The sequence below is a fragment of the Pseudomonas sp. KH_046_2 genome (assembly GCF_057838985.1).
The window spans coordinates 4718682-4733551 of sequence record NZ_CM174480.1; the positions used below are offsets into that span (position 1 = coordinate 4718682).

General features: G+C 59.6%; 13 protein-coding genes. 6 read left to right on the forward strand and 7 right to left on the reverse strand.

The window, feature by feature from the left end:
• Positions 1-197: 197 nt before the first annotated feature.
• The 3 genes from sixA to AC3IX1_RS21375 are packed head-to-tail and all read right to left on the reverse strand — an operon-like array spanning position 198 to position 2054.
• Complete coding sequence (gene sixA / locus AC3IX1_RS21365; RefSeq protein WP_150759674.1) at positions 198-653, reverse strand: phosphohistidine phosphatase SixA; 456 nt, start codon at positions 651-653, stop codon at positions 198-200.
• Positions 650-997, reverse strand: coding sequence for a DUF4389 domain-containing protein (locus AC3IX1_RS21370; RefSeq protein ID WP_489385724.1), 348 nt, complete (start codon positions 995-997; stop codon positions 650-652). The genes sixA and AC3IX1_RS21370 overlap by 4 nt, the downstream gene beginning before the upstream one ends.
• Positions 998-1028: 31 nt before the next feature.
• Complete coding sequence (locus AC3IX1_RS21375) at positions 1029-2054, reverse strand: NAD(P)H-dependent glycerol-3-phosphate dehydrogenase (protein WP_150812165.1); 1026 nt, start codon at positions 2052-2054, stop codon at positions 1029-1031.
• 195 nt (positions 2055-2249) lie between these two features.
• Between AC3IX1_RS21375 and AC3IX1_RS21380 the strand changes: the two genes are divergently transcribed.
• From AC3IX1_RS21380 to AC3IX1_RS21405, 6 genes are all read left to right on the forward strand, one after another.
• On the forward strand, positions 2250-4373 hold the full coding sequence (locus AC3IX1_RS21380) for a TonB-dependent receptor plug domain-containing protein (protein ID WP_489385725.1): 2124 nt from the start codon (positions 2250-2252) through the stop codon (positions 4371-4373).
• On the forward strand, positions 4374-5306 hold the full coding sequence (locus AC3IX1_RS21385) for an ABC transporter substrate-binding protein (RefSeq protein ID WP_489385726.1): 933 nt from the start codon (positions 4374-4376) through the stop codon (positions 5304-5306).
• Positions 5303-7204, forward strand: a complete 1902-nt coding sequence (locus AC3IX1_RS21390; protein ID WP_489385727.1) for an ATP-binding protein — start codon at positions 5303-5305, stop codon at positions 7202-7204. The genes AC3IX1_RS21385 and AC3IX1_RS21390 overlap by 4 nt, the downstream gene beginning before the upstream one ends.
• A 247-nt stretch (positions 7205-7451) precedes the next feature.
• Positions 7452-7967, forward strand: coding sequence for a 3-hydroxyacyl-[acyl-carrier-protein] dehydratase FabA (fabA, locus tag AC3IX1_RS21395; RefSeq protein ID WP_003227150.1), 516 nt, complete (start codon positions 7452-7454; stop codon positions 7965-7967).
• A gap of 11 nt (positions 7968-7978) precedes the next feature.
• Entirely contained in the window at positions 7979-9199 is a 1221-nt protein-coding gene (gene fabB, locus AC3IX1_RS21400) for a beta-ketoacyl-ACP synthase I (protein ID WP_489385728.1), read from the forward strand.
• Positions 9200-9585: 386 nt separating this feature from the next.
• Positions 9586-9774, forward strand: a complete 189-nt coding sequence (locus AC3IX1_RS21405) for a hypothetical protein (RefSeq protein WP_489385729.1) — start codon at positions 9586-9588, stop codon at positions 9772-9774.
• Positions 9775-9833: 59 nt separating this feature from the next.
• Here AC3IX1_RS21405 and AC3IX1_RS21410 read toward each other — a convergent pair whose 3' ends face one another.
• The 4 genes from AC3IX1_RS21410 to relA form a co-directional block, all read right to left on the reverse strand.
• Positions 9834-10781, reverse strand: coding sequence for a hypothetical protein (locus AC3IX1_RS21410; protein ID WP_489385730.1), 948 nt, complete (start codon positions 10779-10781; stop codon positions 9834-9836).
• Positions 10782-10967: 186 nt separating this feature from the next.
• Positions 10968-11510, reverse strand: coding sequence for a DUF2058 domain-containing protein (locus tag AC3IX1_RS21415; protein ID WP_489385731.1), 543 nt, complete (start codon positions 11508-11510; stop codon positions 10968-10970).
• A 28-nt stretch (positions 11511-11538) separates the two neighbouring features.
• Positions 11539-12372 carry a nucleoside triphosphate pyrophosphohydrolase gene (mazG, locus tag AC3IX1_RS21420; RefSeq protein ID WP_489385732.1) on the reverse strand — a complete coding sequence of 278 codons (834 nt, stop codon included), beginning with the start codon at positions 12370-12372 and terminating at the stop codon, positions 11539-11541.
• 139 nt (positions 12373-12511) lie between these two features.
• Complete coding sequence (gene relA, locus AC3IX1_RS21425; RefSeq protein WP_489385733.1) at positions 12512-14755, reverse strand: GTP diphosphokinase; 2244 nt, start codon at positions 14753-14755, stop codon at positions 12512-12514.
• Positions 14756-14870 lie beyond the last annotated feature (115 nt).

A 14870-nucleotide genomic window follows, 5' to 3' on the forward strand; every position in this document is an offset into this window, starting at 1 on the left:
ACTCGCTCCTGTGATTTTGGTCTGGAGCAAGCGTAGTCAACCAAGCAAGTGCTTGGTTGACTATTTCATACAAAACTTTTCGGGTTAAGACGTACCTGTGGGAGCGTGGCTTGCCCGCGATGCAGGCTCCGCGGTTTATCAGGCATGACCGAGTCGATGCCTTCGCGGGCAAGCCACGCTCCCACAGAAAAGCGGTGTTAAGGGTGCTTGATGCTGTTGAGCCTCATCGACCCGACCACCAACTCATTGCTCTCGAGCTCGGCCAGGCCGGCGGTGCTGACCCGCTCCGGTGGATGTCCCGCGCCATGTTGCAAGTAACTCAACAAATTCCCCACCAGCGGATTGTGGCTGACCAGCAGGACATCGCTCACCGCCACCATTTGCTCGGCGACCTTGTCCGGCTCGGTGTCCGGCGTCAGCCACTCGACGGTGCGGATCTCCGGCTCGAACCCCAATACCTCGCGCACCAGATGCGCGGTCTCCTGCGCTCGCAGGTACGGGCTGGCATAGATTGCCGTCAACGGCTGCCCCATCAACTGCTCGGCGCTGCGCAGCACTTCCTTACGACCGTGGTCCGTCAGCTCCCGCTCCGAATCGTGGGGGCGGGACCCGTGTGGTACAGCTTCACCATGACGCAATACCCAGAGTTTCATAGCTTGGGTTCCTCATCTCGGACCGGATGGGGTGCCGGTGCCACGACATGCGGCGCCTCACCCTCCGGTGTACGCGGCGTCGGCCAGTCGGCGAACGGCCAGGGCTTCTGGTCGCTGTGAAAGCTGCCGAAACGACCGATCTGCGCCAGAAACTGGCTCAGGCTGTCGCCGAAATTCATCAGGCTGGCGCTTGGGGCGCCATAGAACAAACGATAGATCAACTGCACCAGCACGACGGCGCCGAGGATGAACTGCGCCACTTGCCACACCAGCACGAAGAGGATCATCCACAGCACCCGCAGCAGGATGGACTCGTACTTGGCTTCTACTTTTGGATCGTTCATGCGCAACTCCCTGCTTTTCTGGCAAGCGTGATTAGTTGAAACCACTGGTGGAAATAAAGTCGACGTCGGTTTTCGGCTCGCCACGCATTAACAGACCGATGACCTGCTCCAGCGTGCGGCCCTCGAACAGGATCGCATGCAGCCCGGCGACCAGCGGCATGTACACGCCAACCTCCTGGGCCTTGGCCTTGAGCACTTTAAGGGTATTGACCCCTTCGGCGACTTCACCCAGGCGCGTGACCGCCTCGTCCAGGCTCAGGCCCTGGCCGAGGGCGAAGCCGACCTGATAGTTGCGGCTCTTGGGCGACGAACAGGTCACGATCAGATCGCCCACGCCCGCCAGCCCCAGGAAGGTCATCGGGTTCGCGCCCTGATTCACCGCAAAGCGGGTCATTTCCGCCAATGCCCGGGTGATCAGCATGCTTTTGGTATTTTCCCCCATGCCCAGCGCCACCGCCATGCCGGCGATGATCGCGTAGACGTTTTTCAACGCCCCGCCCAACTCCACGCCGAAACGGTCGGCGCTGGCGTACACACGAAAGGTGCGCCCGTGCAGCGCAGCCTGAACCTGCTGGCAGAGTTCTTCGTCTTCGCTGGCGACCACAGTGGCCGTCAGTGCATGTTCGGCGATTTCACGGGCCAGGTTGGGTCCGGACAGTACGCCGATGCGCGCCTGCGGGGCGATCTCTTCGAGGATCTCGCTCATCAACTTGAACGTGTGGGCTTCGATGCCTTTGGTCAGGCTCACCAGCATTTTACCGGTCAAGCGTTCGGCGTGCGGGACCAGCACCGAGCGCAGCGCGCTGGAGGGCAACGCGACGAAACACAGGTCGCAGGCGTCCAGGGTCGCTTGCAGGTCAGTGACCGGCGTGACGCCGGGCAGAATCTTGATGCCTTTGAGGTAGCGCGGGTTTTCGCGATTGACCCGAATGGCCTCGGCCTGTTCGGGGTCACGCATCCACTGAAGGACCTGATGCCCGTTCTCGGCCAGCAGATTAGCCACGGCGGTTCCAAAACTTCCGCCTCCCAGGACCGCAATCGGGCGCTGTTCAGTCATATGCAATCCGTTAATCCATACCAGTGGCGATGTCGGCATTATACGGGGCAGCCCATCGGCGGCCAGCCCCGACATCAAATACCTGCACCCGTAGGAAGAAGACCAATAAAACCGAGGAAAATGCAGACATCGTGAATGGAAAAGTCATTCGGCTCGGTTAACATGCGCGCCAACAATAACTGACAGGGATCTGTTGTGTCTCCGGGCTCTCCTTCACCGCATTCGCCTCTGGTACTGGCGCTGATTTTCAGCTCGCCAGCGCTGGCCGACGACTTGTTCCTGGACAGCGAACCGCTGCCGCAAGTGCTCACTGCCACGCGCCTGAAGCAGTCGCCGGCGGCCGTGCCGGGAAGCATGACGGTGATCGACAGCGCCCTGATCCACGCCAGCGGTGCCCGCGACATCAGCGAACTGCTGCGCCTGGTGCCGGGGATGATGGTCGGCAACATCAGTGGCAACCAGGCAGCGGTGAACTACCACGGCACCAACGCGACGGAAGCGCGACGCATGCAAGTGCTGATCGACGGGCGCTCGGTGTATCGCGCCGGCCTGGCCACCGTGGACTGGAGTGACATTCCGGTGGCCATGGAGGACATCGAGCGCATCGAAGTCTTTCGCGGGCCGAATACCGTCAGCTACGGCGCCAACGCCCTGATGGCGGTGGTCAACATCATTACCCGCAGGCCGGCCGACAGTCACGGTACGCGCATGAAGGTCACCCGCGGCCAGCGCGGCATCAACGATTTTTACGCCAGCCAGGGCCTGGGCTGGGAAGACGGTGACTTGCGCCTGTCCCTGTCCGGCCAGCAAGACGACGGCTTCGACACCGACCGAACCGGCGCGCACTACCATGACAGCCGTCGCCTCGATCGCTTCAATCTCGCCGTCAGCCAGAACCTCGACGAACGGCAAAGCCTCGACTGGCAATTGAATACCAAGGACGGCACCAACCAGCGGCCCTATACCTACCGGCCGGTGTTCCCGGGGATTACCCGCGCGGGCAACGACTCCGACGTTACCGCCAAGGACTACGCCGGGTCATTGCGCTGGAACCTGGACATCAATCCCGACCACAGCCTGTATATCCAGGGTTCGGCCCAACACTGGGATCGCCAGCAAACCTGGCGCGCCTGCGACGCAGAAATTTCGTTCAGCCCGCAACTGACCGAACTCTGGCAGTTGAACCCGAACTACACCGAACGCCTGGCCCGCAACATCACGCGGTTCATCGGCCCCGGTGCGCCGTCCGGCACATCCGCAGAGCAGGCACTGGCCAACCAGGTACTCGATCAATGGCGCAACGGTGCGAGCCAGACCGTTTGCGGCGACATCGACCAGAGCACCCGGGAATCGCGCTACGACCTCGAACTGCAGGACACCCTCAGCCTTGCCGATAACCTGCGGCTGGTCAGCGGGATAAACTATCGTTACGACCGGGCCGATTCCGAGACCTACTTCAATGGCACTCTCGATGACAGGATCTGGCGCGCGTTCGGCCAGTTCGAGTGGCGGGCCAGCGAACACTGGCTGCTGCAAGGCGGTGCCATGTTCGAGGACACCCGGTTGATCGGCAGCTCGCTGACACCCCGCATGGCGGTCAACTACCTGATCAATCCGCGTCACGGCTTGCGTGCGGTGTACTCCGAGGCCGTCCGTTCGCCGGACATGTTCGAGAACAACGTCAACTGGAGTTATCAGGTCACCAACCTCAAGCCCGGCGCCTTTGGCCAGTCCAGCGCCCGTTATTTCGTCAAGACCCGTGGCCCCGGCGACCTCGACCAAGAGCACATGCGCTCCCGGGAGCTGGGCTACAACGGCTATTTTCCCGAACCGGGGCTGGCGCTCGACGTGAAGCTGTTCCACGACGAAATCACCGGCATGATCAGTGAACCGTTGCGCAATAATCAGTACATTGCCAGCAACGCCAACAAGGCGCGTTTTTCGGGGGTCGAAACCCAACTCGACTGGCGTGTCGGCGACCTCGATCGCCTGCGACTGACCTATGCCTACGTCGATGTCGACGCCAGCAATCCACTGGATGCCAGGCAGACTGCAAGCAACAGTGGCTCAGCCGGATGGCTGCGCGATTGGGGCCAGGGCTGGAACAGTGCGCTTTTCTATTATGGCGATGACGCCCTCAACGGCTACCGCTTCGAACGGGTCGATGCGCGCATCGCCAAACGTATCGCCCTGGGCAAGGCCAGCCTGGAACTGGCCGGAGTGCTCCAGCAACGACTGGACAATCAGCCGACTACTTTCATCGACAACAATTATGACCAGCGCCACGTGATGTATTTCAGTGCGGAGCTGGAGCTTTAGATGCCGAATCGTCCGGCCTGCAGAATGCCGACCCTGGGTCGGCTGCTGGCCATATTTTGCCTGCTGACAAGCGGCCTGCTGGGCAGCCTGGCGAGCAACGCGGCCGACATTTTGCTCACGGGAGCCGAAGACAGCCCCGCTGTGCGGGCGTTTACCCAGGCCCTGAGCGAGCTGCGACCACGCGATAACGTACGCTTCCAGACGCTGGCCAAAATGCCGATACCGGACAAGCTGCCGGAAAACATCCGCCTGATACTGCTCGACCTGCCCAGCCTCGACTGGCGCCTGCAGAACGCCCAGGGCCCGGCGACACTTGTATTGCGCATCAGCCGCCTGCAAGCCCGGCAACGCTTGAACAACTCGCTGCCTGCACGCCTTTGCCTGCTATGGAGCGATCCACCCGTGGACCGCCAATTGCGCCTGACCCGCACCCTGCTGCCCCAGGCCAGACGCATAGGCGTGCTCTACGACAACCACAGTGAGTTCCTGTTGAGTGAGCTGCGTCAGGCCGCCCTCCCCCTGGGTCTTGAGGTGGTCACCCAGCGCTGGGACAACATTCACGACAGTCGTCCGTTACAGGCCTTGCTGAAAAACAGCGACGTGTTGCTGGGCCTGGATGACGCCGACCTGTACAACCCGCAAACCGCGAAAAACCTGCTGCTGAGCAGCTACTCGCGGCAAGTGGCGCTGATCGGACCCAACGCCGGATTCGTCAAGGCCGGAAGCCTGGCCAGCACCTATAGCGATCAGAGCGACTGGCTGGCGGTCCTCGACGAATTGCTCGACCGGCCACCGACCACCTGGCCGCGCACCCATTATCCCCAGCGATTCAAAGTCTCGAGCAACCCGCAAGTAGCGCGTTCATTGGGGATCGAGCAGATCAACGAAGCGTCTGTCGCCACGTTGCTGGCTGAAGGAGAACGCCATCCATGAACTTTCGCCGTCGCTGGGACATCAACACCCGCACCCAACTGATCAGCCTCGGCCCTGCACTGCTGCTGACCTTGTTGCTGATCAGCTTCTTCACGTTCGTGCGCATCCAGGATCTGCGTCAGGAAATCTCCCACACTGGCCAATTGATCGCCAATCAACTGGCCCCGGCCACCGAGTACGGCGTTTTTTCGGGCAACATCGAAGTGCTCGAAACCTTGCTCAAGGCGACGCTGGCCACGCCCAACGTGAGCTTTCTGGAAATCCAGGACAGCGCCAACCGGGTTCTGGTGTACGTCGAACAACCGAACGAACACCACAATCGCGCGCAACAGCTCGAAGTATTCCAGGCACCGATCCGGCTACAACGCATCGCGTTGCACAATGATTTTTTCCAGAGCAGCAAGACCGTCAGCGCGGCCCCCACCGAAGACTATATGGGCCGGGTGATCGTCGGGCTGTCCAACGACGCGTTCAGCCGGCGCCAGCAGGAAATCGTGCTCAAGGCCGCCATTCTGGCGCTGTTTGCCCTGCTGTTTACCTTCCTCGTGGCCCGGCGTCTGGCGGGCAGCCTGTCGCAACCGATCCGTGATATCGGCAATGCGGTCAAGGCGATCCAGGAAGGCGATTACAAGACACCGCTGCCGATTGTCGACGACACCGAGCTGGGGGCGCTGTCGCAACACATCAACAACCTCGCCAGCGGTCTCGAGCAGGCCAGCCGCGAACAGCATCAAGCCATGGCGCAGTTGATCCAGACCCGTGAAGAGGCGGAGAAGGCCAACAACGCCAAATCCGACTTCCTCGCCATGATGAGCCATGAGCTGCGCACACCGATGAATGGCGTGCTGGGCATGCTGCAGTTGCTGGAAACCACCGACATGACCGAGGAACAGGTGGAGTACGCGGCGCTGGCCTCGGAATCCACCGAGCATCTGCTCAAGGTCATCAACGACATCCTGGATTTCTCGCGGATCGAACGTTCGGAACTGGAGCTGGAACACATTGCGTTCAACCTCGCCGACCTGATCGGCAGTTGCGCCCAGTCGTTCCAGCACAGCGCCGCGCAACGCGGCCTGGACCTGCAACTGATGATCCCCGACGACATGCGCGGCTTGCAGGTCAAGGGCGACCCGACGCGGATCCGGCAGATACTGGTCAACCTGGTCGGCAATGCGCTGAAGTTCACCGAAAACGGCCGCGTCACCATCGAGGCGCAGTGGCAGTCGCTGGACCACGAGTTGTTGTGGTTCACCTGCACCGTGCGCGACAGCGGCATCGGCATCCCGGCGCAAAGCCTGGAATTGATGTTCAACGCTTTCCAGCAGGCCGACAGCTCCATTTCAAGGCGCTACGGCGGCACCGGGCTGGGCCTGCCGATTGCCCGCACCCTGGCCGAACGCATGGGCGGCACCTTGCGCGCGCAGAGTGAGGAAGGCCGCGGTTCGGTGTTCACCCTGGAAATTCCCTTGGCACTTTACCAGCAGACACAACCGCTGTTGCCTCCTCGCGCGCAATCGCGCAACAGCAACGGCGAAGGGCGCAATGTGTTGTTGGTCGAAGACAACCCTGTCAACCAGACCGTCATCGAAGCCATGTTGCGCAGCCTGGGCTTCAAGGTCAGTGTCGCCGCCGACGGCGCACAGGCAGTGCGCAGCGCCGAAAGCCTGATATTCGAGGCGATCCTGATGGATTGCCGCTTGCCGATCATCGATGGTTATGAAGCCACCCGACAAATCCGCAAGCTGCCCGGTTGCACCGACCTGCCGATCATCGCCCTGACTGCCAACGCCTTGCAGGGCGACCGCGAAGCCTGTCTGTCGGCGGGGATGAACGATTACCTGGCCAAGCCGTTCAAACGCAATGATCTGCAGCAAATTCTGCAGCGATGGGTGCAGTAGAACAGGCCTTTCGACCATCTGTGACTGGCGTGAAAGACGAAAGTGCGGCAGTCTTAGGCACCTCGACAGGCCCGAAAAGGGGCTTGAATAATAATTTCAGTGCACAAGTGTACATTCATGTCCTTTGTGCTGTGACTTTCACCACAACGCAATAGTCTATGAGTAGGCTGCCGGTTCGAGGCATGAACGCTTCGATCGGCCGGGAAGATTTGCCCCACCTGCCGCATGGGACTATTGAGGAGCTCGCATGACCAAACAAAACGCCTTTACCCGGGAAGACCTGCTGCGCTGCAGTCGCGGTGAGCTGTTCGGCCCAGGTAACGCGCAACTGCCCGCCCCGAACATGCTGATGGTTGATCGCATCACCCTGATCAGCGAAGAAGGTGGCAAGTACGGCAAAGGTGAATTGGTCGCCGAGCTGGATATCAATCCGGACCTGTGGTTCTTCGCCTGCCACTTCGAAGGCGATCCGGTGATGCCGGGCTGCCTGGGCCTCGACGCCATGTGGCAACTGGTCGGTTTCTTCCTGGGCTGGCAAGGCTTGCCGGGCCGTGGCCGTGCGCTGGGTTCGGGCGAAGTGAAATTCTTCGGCCAGGTCCTGCCGACCGCCAAGAAAGTCACCTATAACATTCATATCAAGCGCGTCCTCAAGGGCAAGCTGAACCTGGCCATTGCCGACGGTTCGGTCACTGTCGACGGTCGCGAAATCTACACCGCCGAAGGCCTCCGGGTCGGCGTGTTCACCTCCACTGACAACTTCTAAGGGTTATCCGCATGCGCCGCGTCGTTATCACTGGTCTGGGCATTGTTTCGTGCCTGGGCAATGACAAAGAGACCGTCTCCGCTAACCTGCGTGCAAGCCGCCCTGGCATCCGGTTCAACCCGGAATATGCCGAAATGGGTCTGCGTAGCCAGGTTTCCGGCTCCATTGACCTCAACCTTGAAGAACTGATCGATCGCAAGATCTATCGCTTCGTCGGCCACGCGGCAGCTTATGCCTACCTGGCCATGAAAGACGCCATCACCGACTCCGGCCTGACCGAAGAGCAGGTTTCCAACGTGCGTACCGGCCTGATCGCCGGCTCCGGTGGCGCGTCGACCCTGAACCAGATGGAAGCACTGGACATCCTGCGCGAGAAAGGCGTCAAGCGTGTCGGCCCGTACCGCGTCACGCGGACCATGGGCAGCACCGTTTCCGCCTGCCTGGCCACGCCGTTCAAGATCAAGGGTGTGAACTACTCGATCTCCTCCGCTTGCGCCACCAGTGCTCACTGCATCGGTAACGCCATGGAACAGATCCAGCTGGGCAAGCAGGACATCGTTTTCGCCGGCGGCGGTGAAGAAGAACACTGGAGCCAATCGTTCCTGTTCGACGCCATGGGCGCCCTGTCCACCCAGTACAACGAAACCCCGGAAAAAGCTTCCCGTGCCTACGACGCCAAGCGTGACGGTTTCGTCATTGCCGGCGGTGGCGGCATGGTCGTGGTTGAAGAGCTGGAACACGCTCTGGCCCGCGGCGCGAAGATCTACGCGGAAATCGTCGGCTACGGCGCGACCTCCGACGGCTACGACATGGTTGCCCCGAGCGGCGAAGGCGCGATCCGCTGCATGCAGCAGGCGCTGTCCACCGTCGATACCCCGATCGACTACCTGAACACCCACGGCACCTCGACCCCGGTCGGCGACGTCGCGGAAATGAAAGGCGTGCGTGAAGTGTTCGGCGACAAGGCTCCGGCCATCAGCTCCACCAAGAGCCTGTCGGGTCACTCCCTGGGCGCCGCTGGTGTTCACGAAGCGATCTACTGCCTGCTGATGATGGAAGGCAACTTCATTGCCGGCTCCGCCAACATCGACGAGCTGGACCCTGAAGTGGCCGATCTGCCGGTGCTGACCAAGACCCGCGAAAACGCCACCATCAACACCGTGATGAGCAACAGCTTCGGTTTCGGTGGCACCAACGCTACCCTGGTACTGAAGCGCTGGCAGGGTAAGTAATACCCCGCCATAACGCCGCACAAGAAAACGCCCCGACTGGTTCGGGGCGTTTTTTTGCCTTGAGAAAACAAGACATACACAAATCCTCTGTAGGAGTGAGCCTGCTCGCGATAGAGGTATTCCAGTCGACATCACTGGTAACTGACCCACCGCTATCGCGAGCAGGCTCACTCCTACAAAGGTCTGCGGTGCGTTCTGAAGATGAAGCTTTTGTCATGAAACTTAATGCCCGGCAACCGAATGTCGCGTGTTTAGCGGGCTGCAGGACTGTTTCCGTTTTTGCAAAAAACCGTACCAAATCCAGTCGTTTACTTAGCAAGCTACCAACCCATATAACAGAGGCCTGCACACGCCTTGCTGCAGATAACAGAAATTGGAGCTAGCAGATGACTGTAAAAGTAACTGAACGCGACGATTCACATAAATCCCACGAGGGTGTAGCCGCCGGTATCCGGATCTGGGATGTGCATCAACAAGACCTGCTGGTCGGGATGTTCCACTCCGAGACCGAAGCGCAAAACTACAGGGCCGAACTGGAAATGCTCGAGCGTAAACGCGAGCTCGCAACCGGTTGAAGACCGACTCCACCACCGTGCAGCCTGCCCTTTTCCTGCCGGGCAGGCTGCAAGCCGAATCAGACAACCTCGATCAACGTCAAATGAAGGTTGTCATCGATCAGCACCGAAGGGACATTTTCAACGATCCAGCCCGCTTGAAGCCTGACCACCTCGACCTCGCCGTCGCCCATTCCGTCATTGCGTATCGAAAACTGCAGCGATGACGGGTGACGCTTGGCGTAGTCGAAATCCATGCCGCACGCGATCAGGAAATCGATTTTTGCCTCGGTCAATTCAACTTGAGTATCGCGCTCGCCTTCTTTCAGACTGTAGTAATCCAGGCACAAGTTGATCGAAAAAGGGCAACCATTGACGAGACTATTGATAAACCTCCCTTCATAACCATCAAAATAACTGTGTTCGGCCCGCACGCTGCTGAGCTTCTTCACCCTCACTTCGACCTCCTCGGAAAGTTTGAACAGCCAATACTCCCCATCCGAAGCTCGATGCTTGCCGAAGTCGATACCTGATACATGGCGCTTTGGCCACATCGACATCAATGGCATATCAACTTCATAATCTTTATTGGTTATCGTCAGCAAATAATTAATAACATCGTAAAAACCCGACTCACCCTCTCCAACCTTGATGAGTGTCGCACAGCTTCCCGCCAGCAATACGATCTTGCCATAGCGCTCCATTGGCAGTTCGGTCATCAATAAAGCTATACACTCAGGCACTTTCTCCAGATAGGCGGAATTCAGCTCATGGAGCTCCTCTTCACTGCGAACCTCGCGCCAGGGTATGTTCCAGAAGAACTCGGGCAGGGTAAAGAAAACACAAGCGGTTGCGCCATGATCCTCGCGAGCGGCTTTTGCGGCGATCTTGATTTTTCGGCGTACAAGCTCGGCACGAGCGACTAACTCATCGTCCAGATAATCGCGAATGGATTGATCGGGCGGTCGCGCTTGTGAAAACAGCGATTTGAAAGTGGGTTGGCGCAATGAAGCGATACTTACAAGCATTGATTCCATCCTTGGATACTAAAGTCCATTCCATTTATTTTCCCCGGACATAAATAACCTTATAAAAGATTTTATTTTTTGGCAAAAGAAAACCCGAATGATCGTATCGACACGATCATTCGGGCTCAATGTATAAATCATGAAAAGTACTAGCAAACATGTAAGCCTGCTAGAACATTAAATCGATTACCACATCAGGTCATCAGGAATCTGGTACGCCGCGTACGGATCGTCCTCGACGCTGACTTCTTCGGTCTGAACATTCAGCTGCACGATGCGTTGCGGATCGCGCTCCTGAATCTTCAGCGCCGCCTCGCGCGGAATCACTTCGTAGCCGCCAGCATGATGCACGATGGCCAGCGAACCGCTGCTGAGCTTGTTGCGCATCAGGGTGTTGACGCAGATACGCTTGACCTTCTTGTCGTCGACGAAGTTGTAGTAATCCTCGGTCGTCAGTTTCGGCAGGCGCGAGACTTCGATCAGTTGCTTGACCTGCGCGGCACGGGCCTTGGCCTCGGCTTTTTCCTGTTGCTGGCGATTGAGCTCCTGATCGCGCTTGACCTTCTCGGCCATGGCTTCCTGAGCCGCACGCTGCTGGGAGTCATCCAGCTCGATCTGGCCTTTGTGCGCCAGGCGTTGCTGTTTCTGCTTGTCTTTGCTGACCTGCTTGGCCTGCTTCTGGTTGACCAGCCCTGCTTTGAGCAACTGGTCGCGAAGGGAAATGCTCATGGTGCTTATTACTCACTTAGGCTACTGCTCAACCGCAGCTGGGCAAATTCTTTTCCTGACGTTTGGCTTCGCCCCACAAGGCGTCCAACTCTTCGAGGGTGCAATCTTCCATGGGACGGCGGGTGTCGCGCAATGCCTGTTCGATAAAACGAAAGCGTCTTTCAAACTTGCCGTTGGCGCCACGCAGTGCGGTTTCCGGATCGACCTTGAGATGCCGCGCCAGATTGACCACGGAAAACAGCAGGTCACCGATCTCGTCGGCCACGGCCTCGGGATCATTTTCCGACATGGCTTCGAGGACTTCATCGAGCTCTTCACGCACTTTATCGAGCACCGGCAAGGCGTCCGGCCAGTCGAAACCGACCTGCCCCGCGCGCTTTTGCAATTTCGCCGAACGCGACAACGCCGGCAATGCCGCGGGGACGTCATCGAGCAATGACAGCTGTTCAGGTGCCGAGGATTTCTCCGCGCGCTCCTCGGCCTTGATCTCCTCCCAGCGCTGCTTGACCTGCTCCTCACTCAGGCGCGGGACATCCAGCGGCGCATACAGATTACCGGTGGGGAACACGTGGGGATGACGACGGATCAGCTTGCGGGTGATGCTGTCGACCACACCGGCAAATTCGAAGCGCCCTTCTTCCCGGGCCAACTGGCTGTAATACACCACCTGGAACAGCAGATCGCCCAACTCACCCTGCACGTGATCGAAGTCACCGCGATCGATGGCATCGGCGACTTCATAGGCTTCTTCAAGGGTGTGCGGGACGATGGTGGCCCAGGTTTGCTTGATGTCCCACGGGCAACCGTATTGCGGGTCGCGCAGGCGGTTCATGAGGTACAGCAAATCTTCAAGTGAATGCATCAATCTGTCTCTACCTGCTCTCTGTAGGAGCGAGCTTGCTCGCGATGGACGTTAACGATGACGCGTACTTTCTGAATGAACGCGTCGCCCTCAGGTTTTTCGCGAGCAAGCTCGCTCCTACAGTAAAAGCCCCCTCGCTTCACGGCGTCCGGTTACGCCGGGTTTCGATGATGTTCGGCAACTGGGAAATCCGCCCCAGCAACCGCCCCAATGCATCCAGCCCCGGAATCTCGATGGTCAGGGACATCAGCGCGGTGTTGTCCTCCTTGTTCGAGCGGGTGTTGACCGCCAGCACGTTGATCCGCTCGTTGAGCAGCACCTGCGAAACGTCACGCAGCAGGCCGGACCGGTCGTAGGCGCGGATGATGATGTCCACCGGATAGGTGAGCACCGGCACCGGGCCCCAACTGACCTGGATGATCCGCTCTGGCTCGCGCCCGCTCAGTTGCAGCACCGAGGCGCAGTCCTGGCGGTGAATGCTCACACCACGGCCCTGGGTGATGTAACCGACGATGGCATCCCCCGGTAGCGGCTGACAGCAGCCGGCCATCTGGGTCATCAGGTTGCCGACGCCCTGGATCTGGATGTCGCCGCGCTTGCCGGGCTTGTAGCCGGTGGCCTTGCGCGGTATGAGTTCAAGCTGTTCGTTGCCACGCTCAGGCTCGACCAGTTGCTGCGCCAGGTTGACCAGTTGCGCCAGGCGCAAATCCCCGGCGCCGAGGGCGGCGAACAGGTCTTCGGCGGTTTTCATGTTGGCCTTGTCGGCCAGCTTGTCGAAATCCACTGCCGGCAGTCCAAGGCGATTGAGTTCGCGCTCGAGCAGGGTTTTACCGGCCGCAACGTTCTGGTCGCGAGCCTGCAACTTGAACCAGTGAACGATCTTCGCCCGTGCCCGCGACGTGGTGACGTAACCCAGGTTCGGGTTCAGCCAGTCGCGGCTCGGGGTGCCGTGCTTGCTGGTGATGATCTCGACCTGTTCACCGGTTTGCAGGCTGTAGTTGAGCGGCACGATGCGCCCGTTGATCTTGGCGCCACGGCAGTTGTGACCGATCTCGGTGTGTACGCGGTAGGCGAAGTCCAGTGGCGTCGCGCCCTTCGGCAAGTCAATGGCGTGCCCGTCCGGGGTAAAGATGTAGACCCGGTCGGGTTCGATATCGACACGCAGCTGTTCCGCCAGGCCACCGATGTCACCCAGCTCTTCGTGCCATTCGAGCACCTGGCGCAGCCAGGAGATTTTCTCTTCGTAGTGATTGGAGCCGGATTTTACGTCGGTGCCTTTGTACTTCCAGTGGGCGCATACCCCCAGCTCAGCCTCTTCGTGCATGGCGTGGGTGCGGATCTGCACTTCCAGTACCTTGCCTTCCGGACCGATCACCGCCGTGTGCAGCGAGCGGTAGCCGTTTTCTTTCGGGTTGGCGATGTAGTCGTCGAACTCTTTCGGGATATGCCGCCACAGAGTGTGGACGATGCCGAGCGCGGTGTAGCAATCGCGCATTTCCGGCACCAGCACGCGAACGGCACGCACGTCGTAGATCTGGCTGAACTCCAGACCCTTGCGCTGCATTTTGCGCCAGATCGAATAGATGTGCTTGGCCCGGCCGCTGATGTCGGCATCGACGCCAGTGGCGTGCAATTCGTTTTTCAGCTGGCTCATCACGTCGCTGATGAAGCGCTCGCGATCCAGTCGCCGCTCATGGAGCAACTTGGCGATCTGCTTGTACTGGTCCGGCTCCAGGTAACGGAAGGACAAGTCCTCCAGCTCCCACTTGATGTGACCGATACCCAGTCGATGGGCCAGGGGCGCGTAGATGTCGAAGACTTCACGGGCCACGCGGTTGCGTTTTTCGTCGTCGGCGGTTTTCACCGCACGGATTGCGCAAGTACGCTCGGCCAGCTTGATCAGGGCGACGCGAACGTCGTCGACCATGGCCACCAGCATCTTGCGCAGGTTTTCCACCTGGCCCTGGGTGCCCAGCACCAGTGATTTGCGCGGGCTCAGGCTGTCGCTGATCGCGGCCATGCGCTGCACGCCGTCGATGAGCTTGGCCACCACCGGACCGAAGCGCTGGCTGACGGCCGGCAACTTGATCTGGTTTTCGCGCACGCCTCGATACAGGATCGCGGCGACCAAAGAGTCCTGATCGAGTTTGAGGTCGGCGAGGATCTCGGCGATCTCAAGCCCGGTACGGAAAGTCGAGTTACCTTCCGACCACAGATTCTGTGCCGCATTGGCTTGTTGTTCGGCCTCGCGAGCGTACTCGCAGGCCTCTTTCAAGGCTTCGCGATCCAGTGCCAGATCGACACTGACCGCGTGATCGAGCCAAGCCTCGAGATTGATACTGCCGTCGGTGTTGATCGGCTGGTGTGCTCTCACCTGTACCATCTTGCTTACCTTCCCCACGACGCAGATTCAATGCGTCAAATCGCTGACCTTCGTTGCCCGTGCGCCCACGTCGGGCTGGGTGCGCGGCTGCACGGGCGGGCCAGTCGGACCAGAC

Coding starts and splice junctions, on each gene's coding strand:
- AC3IX1_RS21390 (WP_489385727.1), top strand. CDS start 5,303: ATGAACTTTCGCCGTCGCTGGGACATCAACACCCGCACCCAACTGATC.
- AC3IX1_RS21410 (WP_489385730.1), bottom strand. CDS start 10,781: ATGCTTGTAAGTATCGCTTCATTGCGCCAACCCACTTTCAAATCGCTG.
- AC3IX1_RS21385 (WP_489385726.1), top strand. CDS start 4,374: ATGCCGAATCGTCCGGCCTGCAGAATGCCGACCCTGGGTCGGCTGCTG.
- AC3IX1_RS21370 (WP_489385724.1), bottom strand. CDS start 997: ATGAACGATCCAAAAGTAGAAGCCAAGTACGAGTCCATCCTGCTGCGG.
- sixA (WP_150759674.1), bottom strand. CDS start 653: ATGAAACTCTGGGTATTGCGTCATGGTGAAGCTGTACCACACGGGTCC.
- fabB (WP_489385728.1), top strand. CDS start 7,979: ATGCGCCGCGTCGTTATCACTGGTCTGGGCATTGTTTCGTGCCTGGGC.
- relA (WP_489385733.1), bottom strand. CDS start 14,755: ATGGTACAGGTGAGAGCACACCAGCCGATCAACACCGACGGCAGTATC.
- AC3IX1_RS21405 (WP_489385729.1), top strand. CDS start 9,586: ATGACTGTAAAAGTAACTGAACGCGACGATTCACATAAATCCCACGAG.
- fabA (WP_003227150.1), top strand. CDS start 7,452: ATGACCAAACAAAACGCCTTTACCCGGGAAGACCTGCTGCGCTGCAGT.
- AC3IX1_RS21375 (WP_150812165.1), bottom strand. CDS start 2,054: ATGACTGAACAGCGCCCGATTGCGGTCCTGGGAGGCGGAAGTTTTGGA.
- AC3IX1_RS21415 (WP_489385731.1), bottom strand. CDS start 11,510: ATGAGCATTTCCCTTCGCGACCAGTTGCTCAAAGCAGGGCTGGTCAAC.
- mazG (WP_489385732.1), bottom strand. CDS start 12,372: ATGCATTCACTTGAAGATTTGCTGTACCTCATGAACCGCCTGCGCGAC.